Raw genomic sequence first — 22,159 nt, 5'->3', positions numbered from 1 at the left:
AAAGGATAAGACGATGAACATAATGGTAACAGGAGCGGCGGGCTTTCTTGGTCGTCGATTGATTGAACATTTACTGACACAGGATTATCTGACCGACCAGCAAGGTCAGCAGCGCCTGATCAGTAAGATTATAGCCTGTGATGTGGTGCCTCTGGAGGCGATTACAGATGAACGGGTACAGGTTTTTTGCGGTGATATCGCTGATCCGCACTGGCTTGCCAGCGTTTTTAATCAACACGTTGACACCGTTTTCCACCTGGCAGCGATTGTCTCCAGTCAGGCAGAAGAAGATTTTGATTTGGGTATGCGGATCAATTTTGATGCTACCCGCAGTTTACTCGAGCGCGCTCGTCAGCTTGGACACTGCCCTAAAGTGATTATCACCAGTTCAGTGGCGGTATTTGGCGGTGAGTTACCGGCTGTCGTGCCGGATGAACAGGTATGGTCGCCTCAGAGTTCCTATGGTACGCAAAAAGCATTAAACGATTTATTGTTAGCAGACTATAGCCGCCGGGGATTTGTTGATGGTCGTAGCCTGCGTATGCCAACCATTGTGGTACGCCCAGGAAAACCAAACCGCGCGGCCTCCAGTTTTGCCAGCGGCATTATCCGTGAGCCGTTGCAAGGTATTGACGTGGTTTGCCCTGTTAGCCTGCAAACACCGTTATGGCTGCTATCGCCGAAGATGGCAATTAATAATCTTATCCATGGTCACCAATTGGATGCCAGTCAACTTAAGGGTGGGCGGGTGATTAATTTGCCTGGGCTATCTATTACCGTACAGCAAATGATTGATGCATTGCGGCGTATTGCGGGTGACGCTGTCGCTGATCACATTAAGATTCAGCAAGATCCATTAATTGAGAAGATCGTAAGCTCTTGGCCTGGGGATTTCGCAGCGCATTATGCCAAAGCATTAGGCTTTAAGAGCGATAAGGATTTTGACAGTATCATCAATGATTTTATCCTCGGTAATTTACCTGGCAAGCTAGTCAAATCACTTGAATAGCGGGCGACAAAATCAGGTTGTATTCCCTCTGGTGATAATGCCATCCAGAGGGCGGCCATTGGCATTACTCATCAGATAATTGAAACCAATCCTGATGAGTAATCGTTTGCTAATCGCAAAAATGCGGCTTTTACCCCTTGCAGAGAAACCACACGCGAGTATAATTCGCCACAATTTGCCGGGAGATATGATGGAAAGCCAAGTGCGTTTTGTTGAAAATGACCCTCTCGATGGTCGACAAAATTGCCTGCCAACAGGCAGCCAACTGCCGTTCTTTCTCCCGTTGCTAAACCGATCCCATAAGGCCCCTCGTTGAGGGGCTTTTTTTTGTCTGCTGATCGGTGCCGAATTAAGCATTATCACCAATTAAAATATATACCCTAAATAATTCGAGTTGCAGGAAGGCGGCAATTGAGTAAATCCCCAGGAGCTTACTTATTTTAAGGTCAACGACAAGTAAGTCACCGGGATGAGCAAAAGCAGCCAACACACATGCAGCTGGAAGTATAACGGGTCATAGAGGAGAGCGAAAAATGGCCAACACGTTGTATCACAAACATATCATCTCAATTAACGATTTATGTCGCGACGAACTGGAGTTGGTGCTGCGTACCGCCGCCAGCCTGAAAAGTAGTCCGCAACCTGAGTTGCTAAAACACAAAGTGATCGCCAGTTGCTTTTTCGAAGCCTCGACCCGCACTCGTTTGTCATTTGAAACCTCCATACACCGTTTAGGTGCCTCAGTGGTCGGTTTTTCTGATAGCAGTAATACCTCCCTTGGCAAAAAAGGCGAGACGCTGGCAGATACTATGTCAGTCATCAGTACCTATGTGGATGCCATTGTCATGCGTCACCCACAAGAAGGGGCGGCCCGTCTGGCCGCTCAGTTCTCGGGGAATGTACCGGTAGTTAATGCCGGTGACGGTGCAAACCAGCACCCGACGCAAACACTGCTCGATCTGTTCACCATTCAGGAAACCCAAGGCCGGCTGGATAACATCAATATCGCCATGGTCGGCGACCTGAAATATGGCCGTACCGTGCACTCACTCACGCAGGCGCTAGCCAAATTCACCGGCAACCGCTTCTTCTTTATCGCCCCGGATGCTCTGGCAATGCCTGCTTATATCCTGCAAATGCTGGCAGAAAAAGGTATCGAATACAGCCTGCACGAAAGCATTGAAGAAGTGGTGCCAGAACTGGATATTCTCTACATGACCCGGGTGCAAAAAGAGCGCCTTGACCCGTCAGAGTATGCCAATGTCAAAGCGCAGTTTATCTTGCGAGCGGCTGATTTGAATGGCGCGAAAGAGAATCTCAAAGTGCTACACCCGCTGCCAAGAATTGATGAAATAACCACCGATGTCGATAAGACCCCTTATGCCTACTATTTCCAACAGGCAGGTAACGGGATTTTCGCACGTCAGGCACTGCTGGCACTGGTTTTAAACGCAGAATTGGCTCTTTAAGGGGGATTGAACATGACTCAGGATTACAAACTACAGGTTGAAGCGATTAAATGTGGCACTGTGATTGACCATATTCCGGCACAAATCGGCTTTAAATTGTTGTCGCTGTTCAAACTGACCGCCACTGATCAACGTATTACTATTGGATTGAATCTACCGTCTAAACGGTCAGGACGTAAGGATTTGATTAAAATAGAAAATACCTTCCTGACAGAGCAACAGGCCAACCAACTGGCGATGTATGCACCAGATGCTACCGTTAACCGCATCGATAACTACGAAGTGGTGAAGAAACTGACCCTAAGCCTGCCAGAGCAGATCGATGGCGTCCTCACTTGCCCAAACAGTAACTGCATCAGCCACAATGAACCAGTCGACTCCAGCTTTAAAGTAAAAGCACAACAAGGTGAAATCCACCTTAAATGTAAATATTGCGAGAAAGAGTTTGCTCACCAGGTAGTGCTGCAAGCGGATTAAGTGCTGCAAGCGGATTAATGCTCGGCTTAAGCGAATATTGCTGCCCGTTAATATTTACAATAGTGGCAATATTCGCAGTAATGCGACATCGCAAATTTGATTCACGTGGGTTGCCGTAATCTACCCCATCTTTATAATATAGAAATAATTAAACCCAATAGATTTCATGGTGCAGGAAAGCGGTAAACGCTGGCCCGCAGGATGAGGCTTATAGTCCCGATGAGCGCATCACGCTAAGTGATTCGGGTAATTGAGCGCAGCCAATATACCAGCAACATGAAAGATGACGGGTTCCTTCCGCATTACGTAACCAGGAGTCAACATGTCACGCAATATCAGCACTGAGCTCGCCCCTGCCGCCATCGGCCCTTATGTTCAAGGTGTCGATCTGGGTAGTATGATCCTCACGTCAGGCCAGATCCCTGTTGATCCAAAAACAGGTTTGGTCGCCGATGATGTATCAGCACAGACGCGTCAGTCACTGGAGAATGTAAAAGCTATCGTTGAAGCCGCGGGTTTGAAAGTTGCCGATATCGTGAAAACCACTGTATTTGTGAAAGATCTGAATGACTTCACCACAGTTAATGCCACTTACGAAGCTTTCTTTACTGAACACAATGCGCCATTCCCTGCACGTTCATGTGTTGAAGTTGCGCGTCTGCCAAAAGATGTGAAGATCGAAATCGAAGCTATCGCGGTACGTCGTTAATTCTGATGTCATTGCGTCTACGGCTGGTGATTACCAGCCGTTTTTTATTGCTATCCTGCTAATATTTTCTCTCTGCCTTTCACAATGCGCTATTGCAGATCATCATGATCATGATGTGGCAACTTTCTGCTCAGTAATAATGCACTACACTCACTAATTGCACCTTAATAGGGCTGAAATCGCTCTAATCCCCTTTATTTTGCCTGTTTTACGAGCTGGCACAGTTTATGCGTGATCACCAATACAGCCTGTTCTGTTAGCGAGGTGATAATGCTGAACATCGACCTTTCCGTATCACGATTTTTCGATGAAATGTTACTGGCTGAGGGGCAACACCGAGGCCATTACGATGCCTATTGGCAATGGTTACAACAGGCCGATCAGCTAACCATTGCGCGTAAGCGTGAAGAAGCTGCACTGCTATTTCACCGGGTAGGCATTACCTTTAATGTGTATGGTGACGATGATGGCGCAGAGCGATTAATACCGTTCGATAGCGTGCCACGCATTATTCCCGCCAGCGAATGGCAAATGCTGGATCGCGGCATTCGCCAGCGCGTACAAGCGTTGAATGCGTTCTTACATGATATTTACCATGAACAACATATCCTGAAAGCGGGCATTATTCCGGCCGAACAAGTGCTGGCGAATGACCAATATCAGCCCTGTATGCAAGGGGTGAACCTGCACCGTGATACTTATGCACATATCATCGGTGTGGATATGGTCCGCAACAGCGATGGTCTCTATTACGTGCTGGAAGATAACCTGCGTACCCCGTCCGGCGTCTCGTATATGCTGGAAAACCGTAAAATGATGATGCGGCTCTACCCGGAGTTGTTTGCACAACAACGCATTGCACCTGTTGAGCGCTACCCTTCTCACCTGTTACAAACGCTGCGCGAAAGCACACCGGTCAACGACCCTACCGTAGTAGTGCTAACCCCGGGGCGTTTTAACAGTGCCTATTTTGAACACAGTTTTTTGGCTCAACAGATGGGGGTTGAACTGGTTGAAAGTGCTGACTTATTTGTCAAAGAAGGGGCAGTATTTATGCGAACTACCGCAGGCCCCTGCAAAGTCGATGTTGTCTACCGGCGGGTGGATGATGCCTTCCTCGATCCGCTGGCTTTCCGCCCTGACTCCATGCTCGGTGTCCCCGGACTACTGTCGGTATATCGCGCAGGTGGTGTGGTATTGGCTAATGCGATTGGTACTGGCGTCGCCGATGATAAATCCATCTATCCTTATGTCCCTGAAATGATTCGTTTTTATCTTTCCGAAGAACCGATTCTGGCGAATGTTCCCACCTGGCAATGCCGCCAACCCACTGATCTTTCATATGTATTAGCTAATCTGGATCAGATGGTAGTGAAAGAAGTTCATGGAGCCGGGGGATATGGCATGTTGATTGGACCTGCGGCGACACAAGCTGAAATAGCCCAATTCCGCCAGTTACTCTTGGCGCGACCACAAAATTACATCGCACAAGAAACCCTCGCCCTTTCTACCTGCCCGACCTTTGTGAATAGCGGACTTGCACCGCGCCATATTGATTTACGTCCTTTTGCCCTGTGTGGTGCAGAAATTCGTTTAGTGCCTGGGGGCTTAACCCGAGTCGCACTGGCAGAAGGGTCGTTGGTCGTTAACTCTTCGCAAGGTGGCGGAACCAAGGATACCTGGGTATTGGAGGACGATGCATGCTAAGCCGAACAGCCAGTGAGCTTTATTGGATGGCCCGCTATCTGGAGCGGGCAGAAAACATCACCAGGGTGCTGGATGTCACCAACCGGTTATCGATGATGCCAACCAGCAATCGGGTGAATTTTGATCTACTGGTGCCACTCAGCCTGAGCAACACCCAGACACTGTTTACCGAGCACTATCCGCAGGTCTCGATGACCCATCTGCTGAATTTCTTCGTGCTCGACAGCAACAACCCCAGCAGTATTTTTAGTTGTTTGCAGATGGCGTGGAACAATGCCCATGCAGTACGCGGCAGCTTATCGTCCGAGGTTTGGGAAAGTATCAATGCCACCTGGATTGAGATGAAACAGCTACGCCGCCAAGGTATCAGCGCTGCCGGAATTGATGCCTTTTTTGATTGGGTTAAGGAGCGCTCACATCTATTTCGCGGTGCGGTATATGGCACCTTGCTGCGCAGTGATGCACTCTATTTTATTCGACTGGGTACCTTGATTGAACGGGCTGACAGCACCGCGCGCTTGTTGGATGTGAAAAACCAATTACTGGATAGCGACGATGACCCGGTACGCGAATACTACCGGATGGATACTTTATTACGCGCCGTCAGTGCTCGGGAGGCATACCACAGTTTATATAAGCAGCAACTGAGTCGGGAGGCGATTGCTGAGTTACTGATTTTACGCAATGAGATCCCGCGTTCGCTGCTGGCTTGCATTAACGATATGGAACAGCAGTTGGCGTTGATTGGTGGCAATCGTAGCAACCAACCTCGGCGGCTGGTCAATATCTTGCTTGCTGAGCTGCGATTTAGCAGCATTACGGATGTGATGGCCGACGGATTACACAGCTATCTGATGGATTTTTTAGGCAAGATCAACGCTATCGCTGACAGCATCCGCCAAACCTATCTGGAGGTCCAATGAGACTGAATGTCGATCACAGCACCCATTACACCTATGCACAACAGGTGCAACACAGCACTCAGTATCTGCGCCTGACCCCACAGGATTCAGCCCACCAGCGCATTTTATCCTGGCAACTGACCTTACCGGAAGAGGCCATTTGTACCACGGATGCCTTTGGTAATGTGCTACATGTACTCACTCTGGATAAGCCTCATCAAGCTATCACCATTCAAGCTCAGGGCGTGGTAGAGATTGCAGACAATGTAGAAGATGACAGCGGCGACCACCTCTCTCCACTGGTCTTTCTTCGCCACAGCCCATTGACTCAGCCAGATGCCGCCATTCGCCAGTTTGCTTCAGGTTATTGTCAGGGTGCTACCCACGCCGATGCGCAATTAGACTGCCTGACGCAAATGATGGGTGAATTGCTGGCAAAAATGCCCTATAGCCCCGGCACCACCACGGTACAGGACAGTGCGGCACAAGCTTTTGCCGCCGAACAAGGGGTGTGTCAGGATCACACCCACGTCTTTCTTGCCTGTTGCCGAAGTTTAAATATTCCGGCACGCTATGTGAGCGGCTATCTTTATACAGAATCCTCCAGTCATGTCGCGACCCACGCATGGGCAGAAGTGTGGCTGAATGGACACTGGCAGAGCTTTGATGTCACCAATAATACCTGTCAACCGAACCAGCATTTAAAACTGGCGGTGGGCATTGATTATCTGGATGCCTGCCCGGTGCGAGGTATTCGCCGTGGTGGTGGCTTTGAAGATATGCAGACCATCGCAGCCGTGCATATGTTATCTAACCCGCGACGCGATATGTCGCAATAAAGCGCGTTGCTGGCAAATAAAATAGCCCTAGTGAGATAGGCTCTAAGGATACTGTGTTATGACCTACTGTGTGGCCATGCGGCTGTCATCCGGGTTAGTCTTTGCCTCTGACTCCCGTACCAATGCCGGGGTGGATCATATTTCCACTTTTCGCAAATTACACCTGTTTCAGCAAGAGGGTGAACGAACGCTGGTGGTGCAAAGTGCGGGGAATCTGGCAACCACACAGAGTATTGTCAGTTTGCTGCAACGCCGCTGTCTGGACCCGGAACAAACTAACCTGCTGAATGTGCGCTCGATGTATGAGGCCGCAACACTTCTGGGGGAGACGGTACGCGAGGTGATTAACCGAGACAGCGGTGCGCAGCAAAACAGCGGCGGAACCGATTTTAACTGTAACCTATTGTTAGGCGGGCAAATTAAAGGTGAAGGACTGCGGCTGTTTCATATTTATCCGCAGGGGAACTTTATTGAAGCCACGCAGGACACCCCCTACTTTCAAATTGGCGAAAGTAAGTATGGCAAGCCGATTATTGATCGGGTGTTGAATTACCACACCACGTTGGATCAGGCCATGCAGTGCGCGTTGATCTCTATGGACTCAACTTTGCGCAGTAATTTATCCGTCGGCTTACCGCTAGATGTGATGATCTATCCACTCGATAGTTTCAGTACCGAACAGCAATATCGCATCACCGAAGATCATCCCTATTTTATGATGATCCGTAAGGGCTGGGGCGAGGGGCTGGTGAGTATTTTCTCTCAGCTACCAGCGCTGAAGTTGGGGAAGTGATTTAATTTTGGTGATGGATAGGTTCTGGTTTCGGTTGATATGCGTTCAGTGTTCACCTAACCATTGCGGCCTCCATCCTCGTCGGCAATATTCCTGATTGCGCTCAACGTCAAAAGAGAGTCAGAATCAAAACCATAGCCTTTTGTTTTGAATTGGCCTTTGAAGTTAAAAGCACATTTGGGCTGCCGAGCAAGGAGAGAAGCCACTGATCTGAACTAAATCAATCTCTCACCCAATAAATCCCCTCATATGCCCGCAATACCATCTCCTGCGGCTGGAATGCACTTTCGCCGTAGCTGCTCATCAACAATTGCCAGTTACCGTCCAGCGCAATCTCCTCTGGCTGCCATTGTTGCGGTTCACCGCTCAGGTTAGCCACCACCAACAACTGCTTACCCTGCCAGTGGCGCAAGTAGCACCACAACTCTGGATGTTGCGGGCAGAGATCACGATAGTCACCAAAAGTGAACACATCATGTTGTTTACGCAGGGCTATCAGATATTGATAGGCATAAAACACCGAGTCAGCATCAGCCAGCGCGCTATCAACATTAATTTCAGCATAGTTACTGCAGGGTTCGATCCATGGAGTTCCCTGACTGAAACCGGCATTACGGCTGCGATCCCATTGCATCGGGGTACGACTATTATCACGGGATTTGGCTGCCAGAATCGCTAATAACTCGTCAGGATCGCGACCTTGTGCAGTTAGCTCAGCAAACATATTCAGACTTTCGACATCACGGTATTGATTAATCAAGGTAAAATTAGGATTGGTCATGCCAATCTCTTCGCCTTGGTAGATATATGGCGTACCTTGCATACCGTGCAGTACCATTGCCAGCATCTTGGCCGCAGGCACGCGCAGTGCACCTTCGTCACCAAAGCGCGATACAATGCGCGGCTGGTCGTGATTACACCAGAACAACGCGTTCCACGCACGGTTATGCATCCCCTGCTGCCACTGGTTAAATATCTGTTTGAGTTCCACCCGATCCGGCGGCATTAGCGACCATTTTGCCCCATTAAGATAATCCACTTTTAGATGATGGAAATTAAAGGTCATCGACAGCTCATCCCCGCCCAATGCGGCATAACGCTGGCAATGCTCAAGGCGGGTGGACGACATCTCGCCAACCGTCATCAGGCCGCGCGGCTGAAACACATCACGGCTCATTTCTTGTAAAAATTCGTGGATACGGGGGCCATCGGTATAGAAACGGCGGCCATCACCCGTAAAATCATCCGGGAAGTCTTGCTGTTTGGATACCAGATTAATTACATCCAGGCGCAAACCATCCACACCAATATCAGCCCAAAACTCGCACACTTTCTTCAGTTCATCACGTACCGGCTGGTGCTCCCAATTAAGATCTGCCTGCTCGGTAGCGAACAGGTGCAGATAATATTGGCCGCTTTCAGCATGCCATTGCCAGGCATTACCACCAAATTTCGAGCGCCAGTTATTCGGTAAATTATCACCCTCACCATCACGCCAAATATAGAACTGACGGTACGGGCTGTTGCGCTCTGCTGATGCTTTAAACCAGGCATGTTCAGTCGAGGTATGATTGAACACCATATCCATTACGATACGAATACCCCGCTGATGAGCAGCCGCAACCAACGTTTTGAAATCATCTAAGCTGCCGTAAGCAGGGTCAATGGCGCAGTAGTCGGCAACGTCATAGCCGTTATCCACTTGTGGCGAGACATAAACCGGTGTCAACCAGAGGGCATCAACGCCGAGTTTGTGCAGATAATCCAACCGTTGCGTCACGCCAGCCAGGTCACCATAGCCATTACCGGTGCTATCCTGAAAACTCTTCGGGTAAATCTGATAAATGACGCCGTTTTGCCACCAAGGGATAGGATTATTCATAGCAGGCTCTTATTCGTAGTAAAAACAGAGAAAATTAAAGAAACAGCTCCGCCACAGGATAACCTTTGGCGGAGGAATACGATTTAGACCGGTAATTCGCCACGACTCTCTTTACGTTTGTAAACCAGTATAGTCAGCACCAATGGCACCACGATCGCCACTAACATTGCCACAGCATAAATCGCCCAGAACTGTGGTTTGATGGATAAAATACCCGGCAGGCCACCGACACCAATACCGTTCGCCATCACCCCAGTCAGACCACAAATGAGGCCCGCCAACGCAGAACCAATCATGGCGCACAACATCGGGAAGCGATATTTGAGGTTGATACCGTACATTGCCGGTTCAGTAACACCCAGATAGGCTGAAATTGCCGCAGGTACTGATATTTCGCGCTCATTGATCTTGCGGCTAATGATAATAATGCCCAATACCGCAGATGCCTGTGCAATGTTAGACAGCGCAATCAGCGGCCATACCGGTGTACCGCCCATGCTCTGAATCATCTGCATATCAATGGCTAACGTGGTCTGATGCACGCCGGTAATGACTAGCGGCGCATACAAGAAGCCAAACAGTGCGGCACCAATCGGCGCGAAGCTGCCTGTCATGACAGCTTTCACTCCCCAGGCCACACCATCACCAATCATGCGGCCAAATGGCCCGATAAGCGTATGGGCGAGGAATACCGCCAGCAACAGGGAAACTACCGGCACCACCACCAGATAAAGATAGGCTGGAATGATTTTCTTCAGATTAGTTTCAATCCAACCCAGCGCCAAACCTGCCAAAATCGATGGAATGACCTGTGCCTGATAACCTACTTTTTCAATGGTAAACCAGCCAAAGTTCCAAACTTCGGGGATCTGTTGTCCCAGCAGGTAGGAATTCATCAGTTGTGGTGATACCAAGGTGATACCCAACACAATCCCCAATACCGGGGTGCCCCCCATCTTCTTCACTGTCGACCAGCAGATGGCCACCGGTAGGTAGAAGAAGATGGCTTCGCCCAGCAACCAGAGAAAGTCGTAAATGGTTTTCCATGCCGGATACATCTGTGCCAGCGTTTTGCCATCAGACATCGGAATATCGCCAATCACATTACGGAAGCCAAGAATCAAGCCTCCGCTGATCAGCGCTGGCAGCAACGGGAAGAAAATCTCGGCAAAGTGAGAAATACCACGTTCAAACCAAGTCATGTTCTGCCGTGCAGCCAGTTTGGTCTGCTCTTTATCCACTTCATTCAGGCCAATTTTAGCAATCAGCGCTTGATAGTAATCGTCAACTTCAGGCCCGATAACCACTTGAAATTGCCCGGCATTAGTAAAGCAGCCTTTAACCATCGACAGATTTTCAATTTCTTTAGGTGAAGCTTTAGAGGGGTCATTCAACACAAAGCGTAGCCGGGTAATGCAGTGGCTGACGGTGGCAATATTATCTCTGCCTCCCACCAGTACGATCAATTGATCGATATCTTGTTGTTTTACTTTGCTCATTTCAACGTACCTTTCGTAAAGGTGAGATAACGTGCGACTTATTCGTTTTTCTTAATAAAAGCAGTAGGGTCAGTCTTAAAGAAAAAATACATCGATAGCCTGTTAAATATACAGCTTATTAAAGATTAGCTATGTATTGATTTTTATGAAATGGGAACGTTCCCAACTTGCGTTAGAGATCACAATTTGACAACTTTTTATGATGTTCTTGGCCGTAAACCATGGGTTCGCCCATCACGCACTCCCACCACACAGGGTGGGATTTCAGATAGCATCACGTCGAGAAAAGAAGAATCAGGCCAGTTGACCAGGAATGATAATTTGTTGAATTGATTGACTATGATTAAGTTGGTCAAGTAATTGTTGGGCGGCTTTCACTCCAGCGGTGCCATAACCCAGCTCGACTGACAGGGTATTTGGGAACAAAAAGTGCAACAGCGGTGTATTACCAATGCCGCAGACCTGAATGTGTTGCAGGCTCTGCTGTTGTAAATACTTACTCACCCCCATAGCGATAGTGTCAGAGGCACACACCAGCGCCGAGGTATCGGGTTTTATCACCTGAGGTGCGAGCTGGAAACCACTTTGATAACTCAGTTCACCCAGTGCAACCGTCGGTAGCAGGCCATGTTGTTGGCTGTAATCAAGATAAGATTGATGACGACGCATGCCGGTAGTGGCATCCGACGGCTGCACGCCAATATAACTAATATGCCGATGCCCAGCGTGGCGTAATTTATCCATTAACAGGCGCACTGCCCCGTCGTCGTCGTAGCACACGGAAGAAAAGCCCGCATACTCGCGCGCCAGCACCACCATTCGTTCCTGCCATGGCGAGAGCATTTCTGTGGTTAACCCAGTGAAACCAAACAAAATGACGCCATCCACATGGCGCTGTTGCAGCACATGTAAATGTTCACTGACCAATTCAGGATCAAACTGGCTCTCCATCAGGATAGGATCATAACCTTGCTGATAGAACAGTGGCAGCATCGTGCGCACCGCCTGATTTTCAGATGGCGAATCCAGACGCGAGACAATAATACCCACAACTTTATCACTCTGCCCCCGCATGGCCCGGGCTGATTTTGACGGGGTAAATCCCTGCTGACGGATGACAGCTTCCACTCGTTCACGAGTTTGTGGACTGACGCTCCCTTCGTTATTCAATACCCGTGAAACCGTGGATTTTCCAACTCCACTCATGCGGGCAATGTCCTTTATGGTCAAACGGTTTTGCATGGTTTACCTAATGTTTAGGTTTGGAAACATATAATAAACTGATTATTTATATTATCGAAGTTGTGGGAAGTCTAGCATGCGCAGAATCAGACTCAGCGCATGATATCCCAATGACTCGCAGCATATTACTGCCCTAACGGCATATCTTACCGTCGGGGTGGTTTTTGGCGTGGCGAGAACAGTGATGCGGTTTAATGTCTGTTTAGCTGTTAGACAGCCGCTAACAATCTTTAAATAAAACCGGAGGTTAATTACCCAGTGGACCCTGTTCCCTCGACCTACACCTTTTGGTGTGTCCGGTAAGGTAATTCCCCATTCAGGGTGGCTGCTTTATCGGATAACAATCTGATAAGCGGTCACTACGCACGTCCTTGCGTTAGTTTCTGCTGATGATGTTTTTGCCCTCTCTACGGCAGATTTGCCGTGGGCGCAACATAAAGACCGTCCGACAAACGGCTTTGTGACATGACAGTAAGGCTCAAACCATGCAAGTTAAAAATTTCACCCGGCAGTTGCTCAATGTGTTGAGCCGTAACCTGCCTCGCCGCCTAATTCGCCGGGAAACCATGTTAGATGGCTTGCCGCAGGGAAGTGCGACAAAAGATTTGCCCGCAGCGCTGACTCAGCAACGTTTGCAGTGCGCGAATGAAACGCCACCACAACTTTATCGGCGTTTTCAGAGCCACCCCGAAGGGTTAACGGAACAAGAAGCCGCAGCCATTCGTCTGCAAAATGGCAGTAATCTCATTGAAAATCAGCAAGCTACCCGTTGGTGGGTCCACTTATGGCACTGCTATCGCAACCCGTTTAACTTGCTGCTCACCATTCTGGCTCTGATTTCCTACGCCACCGAAGACCTCACCGCCGCATTGGTGATTGGTGCTATGGTGTTAATTTCCACCCTGATGCATTTTATTCAGGAAGCACGTTCTAACCGCGCTGCGGATGCTTTAAAAGCCATGGTCAGCAATACCGCAACCGTGGTGCGCAGTGATGCCCATACGGGCAAGAGCGAGCATCGCGAGCTACCGATCTCTCAGTTAGTGCCCGGCGATATCATCAAACTATCTGCGGGCGATATGATCCCGGCGGATTTACGTATTCTGGTGGCCAAAGATCTGTTTATCAGTCAGGCCGCCTTAACCGGTGAGTCACTGCCGGTTGAGAAAGTGGCGCAATGCCGTGAGTGTGAGGAACAAAATCCACTCGAACGAGACACGCTGTGCTTTATGGGCACCAATGTGGTTAGCGGTTCGGCACTGGCTATCGTGGTGGGCACCGGTAACCAAACCTATTTCGGTCTGCTGGCAGAGCGTGTGACGCATCAGGATGAGCAACCTAATGCCTTCCAGAGTGGCATCAGTAAAGTCAGTTGGTTGCTGATTCGCTTTATGTTAGTCATGACACCTATCGTGTTGTTGATAAACGGTTTTACCAAAGGTGACTGGTGGGAAGCCGCGCTGTTCGCGCTCTCTGTTGCTGTGGGTTTAACCCCGGAAATGCTGCCGATGATCGTCACGTCGACGTTGGCAAAAGGGGCGGTGAAACTGTCCAGGCAGAAAGTGATCGTCAAGCGCTTAGATGCTATTCAGAACTTTGGCGCGATGGATATTCTGTGTACCGATAAGACCGGCACCCTGACGCAAGATAAAATTGTGTTGGAAAGCCACACCGATGTATTTGGGGCCAATTGTGAGCGGGTGCTGCACTACGCCTGGCTCAACAGTTATTACCAAACGGGATTGAAAAATCTGCTGGATGTCGCGGTGTTATCTTCCATGGCTGAGTCAAAAGATGCAGAATCTCGGGCGGCCGATACGCTGGCGGGTTACCGCAAAATCGATGAGATCCCATTCGATTTTGAACGCCGTCGCATGTCAGTGGTGGTCAGCGATAAAGCGGATTATCACGAACTTATCTGCAAAGGCGCGCTGGAAGAGATGTTGTCCATTTGCCGTCATGTGCGCCAAGGGAGTGAAATTATCCCATTGACCGACGCGCTGTTGGCACGCATCCGCCGCATTACCGATGAACAGAACCAGCAAGGACTGCGAGTGGTGGCGGTTGCCACCCGTATCATGCCAGCTTATCAGCGGGATTATGCTGTTATTGATGAATATGACCTGATCTTGGAAGGGTATATCGCCTTTCTCGATCCGCCGAAAGAGAGCACAGCGCCGGCGCTGCTGGCACTAAAACGCAATGGCGTTAACGTTAAAATTCTTACCGGTGACAACGAGTTAGTTGCGCGTAAAGTATGTAAAGATGTTGGATTATCTGTCGAGCATGTCTTGCGTGGCAGTGATATCGAGCAGATGACGGAGACACAACTGACGCAGGCCACCCGCACCACCACGGTGTTCGCCAAGCTGACACCAATGCACAAAGAACGCATCGTACAGAACCTGCGTAATGCCGGTCATGTGGTCGGTTTTATGGGGGATGGCATCAATGATGCACCGGCACTGCGTGCTGCTGATATTGGGATCTCGGTGGATTCAGCAGTAGATATTGCTAAAGAAGCCGCCGATATCATCTTGTTGGAAAAGAGCCTGATGGTGCTGGAGCAAGGGGTCATTGAAGGCCGCCGCACATTTGCCAACATGCTGAAATACATCAAGATGACCGCCAGTTCTAACTTTGGTAACGTCTTCAGCGTCCTGATTGCTAGCGCATTTTTGCCCTTCCTACCCATGCTGCCACTCCATCTGTTAATCCAGAATCTGATGTACGATATTTCGCAGATTGCTATTCCATTCGATAACGTTGATGAAGAGCAACTGGCAAAGCCACAACGCTGGAACGCCGGCGATTTGGGGCGATTTATGGTGTTCTTTGGTCCGATAAGTTCTATTTTTGACGTACTGACTTTTTGCCTGATGTGGTGGGTATTTAAAGCCAATACGCCAGAAATGCAGACGTTGTTCCAATCCGGTTGGTTTGTTGAAGGACTGCTGTCCCAGACCTTAATTGTGCATATGATCCGTACCCGTAAAATTCCCTTCATCCAGAGCCGCGCCTCTTGGCCGCTATGTCTAATGACACTGGCGGTGGTGGCCATTGGTATCGGGCTAACCTTCTCTCCACTGGCTGGATTCCTGCAATTGCAAGCGCTGCCACTCTCTTACTTCCCGTGGCTGATGGTGATCTTAACCGGCTATATGGTGACAACGCAGTTAGTGAAAGGGTGGTTTGTGAGGAGATATGGCTGGCAGTGATATCTTTAATTTGGTTATCGGTTCGGTTGATCGGATCAGGCTTCGGTTGATATTCGTTTAGTGCTCATCTGATCTCTATCGCCTCAACCGAGAAGGAGGGCAAGCCGGCCCTCCTTCACCTGCGGCTTGCGCGAAATATTGCCCTGCGGGTAAACCGCCTGCATCTTTCAGGCTGACGAGCCAGCGCGATTCGCATCCATGCTCAAGCGCGCTTTTCGCCGCCGTCCATGGCGGCTCACTCTACCCTCCCTCCTTGTCGGCAATATTCCTGATTGCGCTCAACATCAAAAGCTAATTCAAAACCCTGTTTTTAGGTTGTGATGTTAAAAGCACATTTGAGCTGCCGAATGAGGAGAGTAGGTAGGACGCGAGGCAGGGAAGCCGAGCGAGACGTGCTTGAGCAGGAGCGAATCACGGCGGTCTGTCAACCGAAACGATGAAAGAGGGTATCCACGAAGTGGACAAGCGATACGTGCGTAAGCGCAGGGGTTCCAAGGGGGTTACGCGCTTGTAACCCCTTTGGCGGTTGAGGCATCGGAGGGGAATTGAGAACCAATCTCATATCAACCGAATCAATCCACTAAATCAATAACAAAAAATTAAATTCGACTCAAACAATCAATCGCTATCGCCTTGAAGCTATCAAAATGCTGACTGCTCAATAAACGGCTCATTGAACGCTCTCGCACAAAAGTAACGAACAAGTCGTAAATCGCCATCGCTTCTTCATAATCAGTTTTACTGATAGCTAACAGGAAAATGACATGGGCTACCTCACCATCACCCCAGGCAATGCCATTGGGGGCTAGCAGGGTAACCACCACGGTCTTTTTGGCTAACAGACCGAGTGAGTGTGGCAGTGCAATCCCCTCCCCCAGCATGGTGGAGACAATCGCCTCACGCTCCACCACCGATGGGTAAAAGTCCGCATCAACGAACCCTTCCTCTTCCAACTGACTGCACACTGTTTTAAATAACTGCTCTTGTGTCATCGGCTGGTCGATAATCATAAAATGATTACGGTCGAAAAACTTTTCCAACATATAAGGGCGAGTGCGATCCACTAGCACCAACTTACCCAGTTGTTCTAACTGATATTCAGTCGGAAACGGTGACATTACTACCACCGGCTTATTCTTTTCCGCCAGACGTGAGTTAGAAATAATAAAATCTTCGTCGATATGGTCGAGATTTTCGTAATCACGCAGGGAAATGGTCTGTGTCATCACGATCTGCGGATACTTACGAGCAATCTGCGCCTGAATCATTCGGGTAGTGGAGTTACCGGTATCACACACCAACATCACCTGTGGATGACGTTGATAACCAATATTGTAATGGCGTTCCAACCCAACACCGATGTGCAGTACCAGATAGCCTATCTCATTCTCACTCAAGCTATAAGGCGTATATTTGCCCCAACTGGATACCGCCGCCAGTGTTACGTCATAAGCCATCGGATAGTGCTGTTTAATATTGGATAACAATGGATTAGGGATAGTTATCTGATACTTCACCCGCGTAATCATGGTCTTGATATGGGTGAGTAAATCAATTCGTAACTGCTTATCGCCCTGCAAATTGTAGTTATAGTGGGCGTTGATATAAGAGAGGATGTAATCCACCAATGTCTCTTCATCATCGGCGTTGATTTCACTGGGGCGACTGGTACCAGGCTGGCTGACTTGCACCCGGCGGGCGGCAATATTAACCCGCAAATACGCTTCTTCTGCTGCCGAAATGTCTTTGCCCGATAATAGTTTCAACTCATTTGCCAAACGGCCGGAGGCGAGTTTGACCGCCTCATCCACATCTTCGGCATCAAAGTCTGATAACGGATAACCGTCAGCGATGCGTTTGATCGCCACAGCACAGTAGAAAATCAGGTAGTGCTCGCCCTCATCAGTTAACCGTACCGCATATTGCGCCAATAGCTCATGCAGCAATCCCGTTAATTCGGGGATAGTCTGAATGTTAAGAAACTCATTTTTTAATAATGGGTTATCAGCATCTTGCAGATGTAGCTGAAACAAAAGGTCGGTCAAACACGTGCGGATAGCCAACTCGGCACCAAACAATTTCATGCCGTAGCGTGGCTTGGTTTCAATCGTCAGATGGTATCGGTTTAGCCTTTCTCTCACCTCAGCCATATCATTTTGCAATGTGCCACGGCTAACGAACCATTCATCAGCTAAATCTTCCAGCTTCAATGAAAAAGCAGAGGTCAGAAAACGGATTAACAGGTAATGCACTCGCTCATTGGCAGTTCGCGGGGTTAGGTGCGTTTTGCGGTTTTGCTGCTGTAGAGCACGAAAGCGTTCAGCATCATCGATCATCAATCGGTAGCCAAAGCCACGGTTATGGATAAAGTGCGCACCATAATGTTCAAGGATCTCATTCAACGCCGTAATATCTGCCCGCACGGTACGTGTCGAAACCGCAAAACGTTTCGCCAGCTCATCCTGAGGCAGCGTTTCCGATTGCAATGCATCGAACATGTAGGCCAGACGTTGATAGGGAAATCTCACTGCTCCACTCCGTTATTCAGGGTGTATGGGCATCCCCCCCGCCACCATGGCCAGAGGGGGAGCGTTATCTCACACGGCAACACAGGCCTTCACCGCCAGTGAGTTTATATCAGGTAAATCAAATAATTACGGTACTATTTTTTTCACGATAGCTAATAAGGCTCGCACATCTTCTGGGCGAGTATTGCCCGTTTTGCTGTCGATTATCGAACTGTAGATATGCGGGATAATTTTCGTTACCCCGGCATCCAGTGCGATTTGTACGATTTGTTCAAAATTATCCAGACTGATGCCGCCGGTGGGTTCCAACCAGAAGCCGGTAGCAGCACAAGCCTCAGCCACAAAACGGTACTCATCGATAGCGTCCAGCCCGTTCATTGGGAAAAACTTTAGCGAACTGCCGCCCATATCTTTCAACATAGCAATGGCGGTGGTCACTGGAACAATCGCTTCCTTTTGCTGTGAACTGAGTGGCCCGGTGGAGATATTTACGTAACCCACTTTGCCGGTCGGCGAAATCAGGCCGTTAACCACCGTATCATGCTGCCCCAATAAAGCACGACTTGTGCCAACACCGGTGAACACTTGATTCACATGTTGCGGTTGAACCTGCTGCGCAATCTGGCTGACCATTGTTGATTGCTTCGGGTCCCCCGCGCCCAACCCTACCGACAGGGCATTATCGATAACAGCCGCGTATTCGCGCATATCTTTGACTGCGCTATCGACATCCGAATAGTTCTTCGATAACACTCCCACCAGAACATGGCCTTCAGCGGCTTGATAAATCTCGCGTGCATTCTCTTTTGAACCGGCCAGCACATTCAGGCACACCCGGTCACGGTAATAATTCGGGGTCAATTTCATCAGTCAGGCTCCCTTAGCCAGGCGGTTAATGCAGGTATAAATAATCTCGAGTTGCAATGGCGTGACACTGCGCACATCCACTTCAATTTTGCCTTCATTAGCTTTATAAGCGCGGAAGTAGATAGCAATATCGCCATTTTTCAGCGCATCCACCAGATCCGGTGTCGAGCGCCCCATTTTAGCTTCATCAAAACTGATTTCAGTACGGGCAATATCACGCCCGGCAGCATCCCAAACTACTTTCGCAGACACACCGTCAATGGTATTTAACTGACTGATAAATGGTGTCATTTTTTCTATCATTTGCTGGCCGGTCTCTTTTTCCAGCGTCATATAGCTTTCAATAGCATGGGTCAGGCCGAGAATACCCTCTTTACCCACTTTCATCGCCCGGCCAATACCACTTGATTGCAACTTCACCCAATCAATATAGGTCTTCTTGCCTAACACCAGCCCGCTGGTTGGCCCTTCAATAGCTTTGGCACCACTGTAAATCACCAAATCTGCACCCATCTGGTAATAACATTGCAAGTCTTCTTCTGCAGCCGCATCAACAATTAATGGCAATTGATGCTTGCGCGCAATCACTACCGCTTGCTCAACAGATAAAATGCTTTTTTGTACACAATGGTGGGATTTTATATACAAGATCGCCGCAGTATTTGGCGTGATCGCCGCTTCCAACTGTTCCGGTAAACATTCGTTGGCATAACCGGCTTCCACCACTTTGCCTCCCCCCAGCGTCACCATGGTATCGACCGGCGCACCGAAGTTAACGTTATGGCCCTTCGGTAGAACAATTTCATGCGGCACTGCGCGCGGGGCAGCATGCAGATTAACCAGCAAATTGGCATCATCTTTCACGATCACCGCAGCAACCGACTGAGCAATACCGGCAGAAGCACAGGAGACAACCACCGCGCTCTCAACATTCAGCAAATCAGCAATGTAAGCACCAGTCTTATTGACCAAATCTTTCATTTCGAAGTAATGGTTTAGGCCCAAATCTACCGCCTCAACCACATCCTGCCGTGGCGTTGAAACGCCCAACATCGTCATGCGACCAGAAGCATTAATTACATGTTTTAACTGGTATTTTTCATATACTGAAGACATCTTTTGACTTCCCTTCGTCAGTTAATACTACGTCACCAGCAACGACCGCCGCCAGTGGCACCAGATATGTCTCACCGGTAACCGATTTACCTTCTGAATCACTGAATAGCTGAAGTTGCTGTTTCAGCTCAAAAATCGTCAGGTCAGCGTCATAGCCCGTTGCCAGCATCCCTTTGTGAGTCAAATGCAGGGCTTGCGCGGCATTTTCTGTCACACAAGCAATAACCTGTTTAAGGCTCAAACCGAGGGTGAAAAATTTGGACATCACCGTCGCCAGGCTGTGCACTGGCCCATTAATACGGTTGCGACAATAGATGTCGGAGCTGATGGTGTGCGGGTAAATACCTTGCTTGATGGCCAGTTCGGCAACATCAAAGCTGAAACTGGCACTGCCATGCCCAACATCCAGTAATACACCGCGTTTCAATGCGCGTTGGATAGAATCACGCAAGGTCCCGGCAGGGGTCAGAATACGATTGGGTTTACCGTTATAGCAGTGAGTAATAATATCGCCTTGCGTTAACAAGTCGGCAATCTCATCCAAGTCCGGCGGGTTATTGCCAATATGTACCATCAAGGGTAGCTGATTATTTTCTTGTTGAATCTCTTTGGCTCGCACCAACGGTTTAATGCCGTTTTTACCGACCACGCTGCTGCTCATGCGGGCTTTAATACCGATAATAAAACCAGGATTACGGCCAATAGCCTGACTGACACTTTGCTTATCAATCTGCGCCATATCCGCTAATTCGTTTTGCGTCACGATGCCGGTTTTCGCAATATTCAGAAAAGCATAAACATGGGTTTTGGCGGCACGGGTTAGGCGGTAAAAATCATCCACATCATTGGCACCGGTGCTGCCGGCATCCACCACCGTCGTCACGCCACTGGCGACTCCGACCAAATCAGCTTCGTCATGATAAATAGGAGATGCGGGGTAACAATGCACATGGGAATCAATCCAGCCAGCACTGATGTAATATTTCCCGGCCAAATCCAACACTTTTTTAGCGCAAGAAACTGAAGGCTCGGCTTGATTATTATCTTCAGTGGCAATAGCCGCATCGACGGCCACAATTTTCCCATCATTAATTACGATATTAACCTGACGGCCGTCAACTAATAGTGCGCGTGTGATAATAAAGTCATACATTATCTTTATTCTCCATTATGTCCTTCTTACTTGACGTTGCAGCAGTGTTAGCAGGGTAAATATCCGGTAATTTGAATATTTACCCCTGACATCATGAAATAGCGACTGGGAAAATAGACCCTAAAATCATGGCACCCAAAATCGCGCCGCCGGTAATTGGTTTATTCCACAGATAAAACAGTAAAGCGCCACCTAAAGAACCAATCCCAATTGGAATTGATGCTGTTATGGCTGACAGGATAATCAATGGCCCGAGGAAACGGCCAGAGGAGTTACCGGCCCCCATCATAACGTCGGCACCATAAGTAGAATTACTTTGGTTAATCGTAAATTTACGCGCCAAAATAATCAGATAGCCGATAGCTAAACCAATAATCAGGCCGGTTACCAGTGAGGCGGCAAAATTAGCCACCGGGAAGACAAATCCGGCACCCAGTAATAATGCTGGCACACCCAGACCGACACCGGTTTGAATCGCGCCACCAATATCCAAAATACCGACAAGCGAACCTTCAATAATACGGGCGAATAAGAAGCTGGCACCAAATGCAGCCACCGCACCATAAACACCGGTATCCATACCAGCACGTAGCATTGAAACAAATGCCACTTCGTTAAATGCACCGATACCATATAAATAATACATATGAGTACCTGCAAATACGCCGGAGGATAATAATCCTACAAAGATCGGAAATGACCAGTCGGCATACCAGAAGTTATTCTTGGTTTGTTCATCCATCATCAAG

The 22,159-nt window shown here is 48.8% G+C and carries 17 protein-coding genes; 9 read left to right on the top strand and 8 right to left on the bottom strand.

Annotation, left to right across the window (positions count from 1 at the left end; genetic code table 11):
* The first annotated feature begins 13 nt into the window (after positions 1-13).
* From denD to Q2T71_RS21110, 8 genes are all read left to right on the top strand, one after another.
* Positions 14-1,009: a D-erythronate dehydrogenase gene (gene denD / locus Q2T71_RS21145; RefSeq protein WP_372560430.1), complete on the top strand. Its 996-nt coding sequence runs from the start codon at positions 14-16 to the stop codon at positions 1,007-1,009.
* Between the two features lie 533 nt (positions 1,010-1,542).
* A complete protein-coding gene (gene pyrB / locus Q2T71_RS21140) occupies positions 1,543-2,478 on the top strand; it encodes an aspartate carbamoyltransferase (RefSeq protein WP_083162258.1) in 936 nt (311 codons plus the stop codon).
* A 12-nt stretch (positions 2,479-2,490) separates the two neighbouring features.
* A complete protein-coding gene (pyrI, locus tag Q2T71_RS21135) occupies positions 2,491-2,955 on the top strand; it encodes an aspartate carbamoyltransferase regulatory subunit (protein WP_372560429.1) in 465 nt (154 codons plus the stop codon).
* A gap of 322 nt (positions 2,956-3,277) precedes the next feature.
* Positions 3,278-3,664 carry a 2-iminobutanoate/2-iminopropanoate deaminase gene (gene ridA, locus Q2T71_RS21130; protein ID WP_083162254.1) on the top strand — a complete coding sequence of 129 codons (387 nt, stop codon included), beginning with the start codon at positions 3,278-3,280 and terminating at the stop codon, positions 3,662-3,664.
* 270 nt (positions 3,665-3,934) lie between these two features.
* Positions 3,935-5,371, top strand: coding sequence for a circularly permuted type 2 ATP-grasp protein (locus tag Q2T71_RS21125; RefSeq protein ID WP_372560428.1), 1,437 nt, complete (start codon positions 3,935-3,937; stop codon positions 5,369-5,371).
* Positions 5,365-6,294, top strand: a complete 930-nt coding sequence (locus Q2T71_RS21120; protein WP_372560427.1) for an alpha-E domain-containing protein — start codon at positions 5,365-5,367, stop codon at positions 6,292-6,294. Before Q2T71_RS21125 ends, Q2T71_RS21120 begins: the two co-directional genes overlap by 7 nt.
* Positions 6,291-7,112 carry a transglutaminase domain-containing protein gene (locus Q2T71_RS21115; RefSeq protein WP_372560426.1) on the top strand — a complete coding sequence of 274 codons (822 nt, stop codon included), beginning with the start codon at positions 6,291-6,293 and terminating at the stop codon, positions 7,110-7,112. Before Q2T71_RS21120 ends, Q2T71_RS21115 begins: the two co-directional genes overlap by 4 nt.
* Before the next feature lie 58 nt (positions 7,113-7,170).
* Positions 7,171-7,905 (top strand): peptidase, encoded by a 735-nt coding sequence (locus Q2T71_RS21110; RefSeq protein ID WP_372560425.1) that lies wholly within the window; start codon positions 7,171-7,173, stop codon positions 7,903-7,905.
* Between the two features lie 220 nt (positions 7,906-8,125).
* Here Q2T71_RS21110 and treC read toward each other — a convergent pair whose 3' ends face one another.
* From treC to treR, 3 genes are all read right to left on the bottom strand, one after another.
* Entirely contained in the window at positions 8,126-9,787 is a 1,662-nt protein-coding gene (gene treC, locus Q2T71_RS21105; RefSeq protein ID WP_372560424.1) for an alpha,alpha-phosphotrehalase, read from the bottom strand.
* An 83-nt stretch (positions 9,788-9,870) separates the two neighbouring features.
* Positions 9,871-11,286: a PTS trehalose transporter subunit IIBC gene (gene treB, locus Q2T71_RS21100; RefSeq protein WP_083162242.1), complete on the bottom strand. Its 1,416-nt coding sequence runs from the start codon at positions 11,284-11,286 to the stop codon at positions 9,871-9,873.
* 294 nt (positions 11,287-11,580) lie between these two features.
* Entirely contained in the window at positions 11,581-12,528 is a 948-nt protein-coding gene (treR, locus tag Q2T71_RS21095; RefSeq protein WP_372560423.1) for a trehalose operon repressor TreR, read from the bottom strand.
* 485 nt (positions 12,529-13,013) lie between these two features.
* Here treR and mgtA point away from each other — a divergent pair, with 485 nt between their 5' ends.
* Positions 13,014-15,746 carry a magnesium-translocating P-type ATPase gene (mgtA, locus tag Q2T71_RS21090; protein WP_372560422.1) on the top strand — a complete coding sequence of 911 codons (2,733 nt, stop codon included), beginning with the start codon at positions 13,014-13,016 and terminating at the stop codon, positions 15,744-15,746.
* A 599-nt stretch (positions 15,747-16,345) separates the two neighbouring features.
* Here mgtA and Q2T71_RS21085 read toward each other — a convergent pair.
* From Q2T71_RS21085 to Q2T71_RS21065, 5 genes are all read right to left on the bottom strand, one after another.
* Positions 16,346-18,274: a transcription antiterminator gene (locus Q2T71_RS21085; RefSeq protein WP_372560421.1), complete on the bottom strand. Its 1,929-nt coding sequence runs from the start codon at positions 18,272-18,274 to the stop codon at positions 16,346-16,348.
* A 126-nt stretch (positions 18,275-18,400) separates the two neighbouring features.
* Positions 18,401-19,141, bottom strand: a complete 741-nt coding sequence (locus tag Q2T71_RS21080; RefSeq protein ID WP_372560420.1) for a KDGP aldolase family protein — start codon at positions 19,139-19,141, stop codon at positions 18,401-18,403.
* A gap of 3 nt (positions 19,142-19,144) precedes the next feature.
* Positions 19,145-20,257 carry a DgaE family pyridoxal phosphate-dependent ammonia lyase gene (locus Q2T71_RS21075; RefSeq protein WP_372560419.1) on the bottom strand — a complete coding sequence of 371 codons (1,113 nt, stop codon included), beginning with the start codon at positions 20,255-20,257 and terminating at the stop codon, positions 19,145-19,147.
* Complete coding sequence (locus Q2T71_RS21070) at positions 20,241-21,410, bottom strand: amidohydrolase/deacetylase family metallohydrolase (RefSeq protein ID WP_372560418.1); 1,170 nt, start codon at positions 21,408-21,410, stop codon at positions 20,241-20,243. The genes Q2T71_RS21075 and Q2T71_RS21070 overlap by 17 nt, the downstream gene beginning before the upstream one ends.
* 91 nt (positions 21,411-21,501) lie before the next feature.
* Positions 21,502-22,152 (bottom strand): DUF4310 family protein, encoded by a 651-nt coding sequence (locus Q2T71_RS21065; RefSeq protein WP_032896643.1) that lies wholly within the window; start codon positions 22,150-22,152, stop codon positions 21,502-21,504.
* Positions 22,153-22,159 lie beyond the last annotated feature (7 nt).

Source organism: Yersinia sp. 1652 StPb PI, assembly GCF_041538345.1.
In the GTDB taxonomy this organism is placed as follows: domain Bacteria; phylum Pseudomonadota; class Gammaproteobacteria; order Enterobacterales; family Enterobacteriaceae; genus Yersinia; species Yersinia enterocolitica_E.
The sequence above is the reverse complement of the archived record's forward strand: the minus strand, read 5'-3'. Positions and strand labels throughout refer to the sequence as shown.

What these genes read in the sequence shown, in the direction of transcription:
- denD (WP_372560430.1), top strand. Translation starts at nt 14, where the DNA reads ATGAACATAATGGTAACAGGAGCGGCGGGCTTTCTTGGTCGTCGATTG.
- pyrB (WP_083162258.1), top strand. Translation starts at nt 1,543, where the DNA reads ATGGCCAACACGTTGTATCACAAACATATCATCTCAATTAACGATTTA.
- pyrI (WP_372560429.1), top strand. Translation starts at nt 2,491, where the DNA reads ATGACTCAGGATTACAAACTACAGGTTGAAGCGATTAAATGTGGCACT.
- ridA (WP_083162254.1), top strand. Translation starts at nt 3,278, where the DNA reads ATGTCACGCAATATCAGCACTGAGCTCGCCCCTGCCGCCATCGGCCCT.
- Q2T71_RS21125 (WP_372560428.1), top strand. Translation starts at nt 3,935, where the DNA reads ATGCTGAACATCGACCTTTCCGTATCACGATTTTTCGATGAAATGTTA.
- Q2T71_RS21120 (WP_372560427.1), top strand. Translation starts at nt 5,365, where the DNA reads ATGCTAAGCCGAACAGCCAGTGAGCTTTATTGGATGGCCCGCTATCTG.
- Q2T71_RS21115 (WP_372560426.1), top strand. Translation starts at nt 6,291, where the DNA reads ATGAGACTGAATGTCGATCACAGCACCCATTACACCTATGCACAACAG.
- Q2T71_RS21110 (WP_372560425.1), top strand. Translation starts at nt 7,171, where the DNA reads ATGACCTACTGTGTGGCCATGCGGCTGTCATCCGGGTTAGTCTTTGCC.
- treC (WP_372560424.1), bottom strand. Translation starts at nt 9,787, where the DNA reads ATGAATAATCCTATCCCTTGGTGGCAAAACGGCGTCATTTATCAGATT.
- treB (WP_083162242.1), bottom strand. Translation starts at nt 11,286, where the DNA reads ATGAGCAAAGTAAAACAACAAGATATCGATCAATTGATCGTACTGGTG.
- treR (WP_372560423.1), bottom strand. Translation starts at nt 12,528, where the DNA reads ATGCAAAACCGTTTGACCATAAAGGACATTGCCCGCATGAGTGGAGTT.
- mgtA (WP_372560422.1), top strand. Translation starts at nt 13,014, where the DNA reads ATGCAAGTTAAAAATTTCACCCGGCAGTTGCTCAATGTGTTGAGCCGT.
- Q2T71_RS21080 (WP_372560420.1), bottom strand. Translation starts at nt 19,141, where the DNA reads ATGAAATTGACCCCGAATTATTACCGTGACCGGGTGTGCCTGAATGTG.
- Q2T71_RS21075 (WP_372560419.1), bottom strand. Translation starts at nt 20,257, where the DNA reads ATGTCTTCAGTATATGAAAAATACCAGTTAAAACATGTAATTAATGCT.
- Q2T71_RS21070 (WP_372560418.1), bottom strand. Translation starts at nt 21,410, where the DNA reads ATGTATGACTTTATTATCACACGCGCACTATTAGTTGACGGCCGTCAG.
- Q2T71_RS21065 (WP_032896643.1), bottom strand. Translation starts at nt 22,152, where the DNA reads ATGGATGAACAAACCAAGAATAACTTCTGGTATGCCGACTGGTCATTT.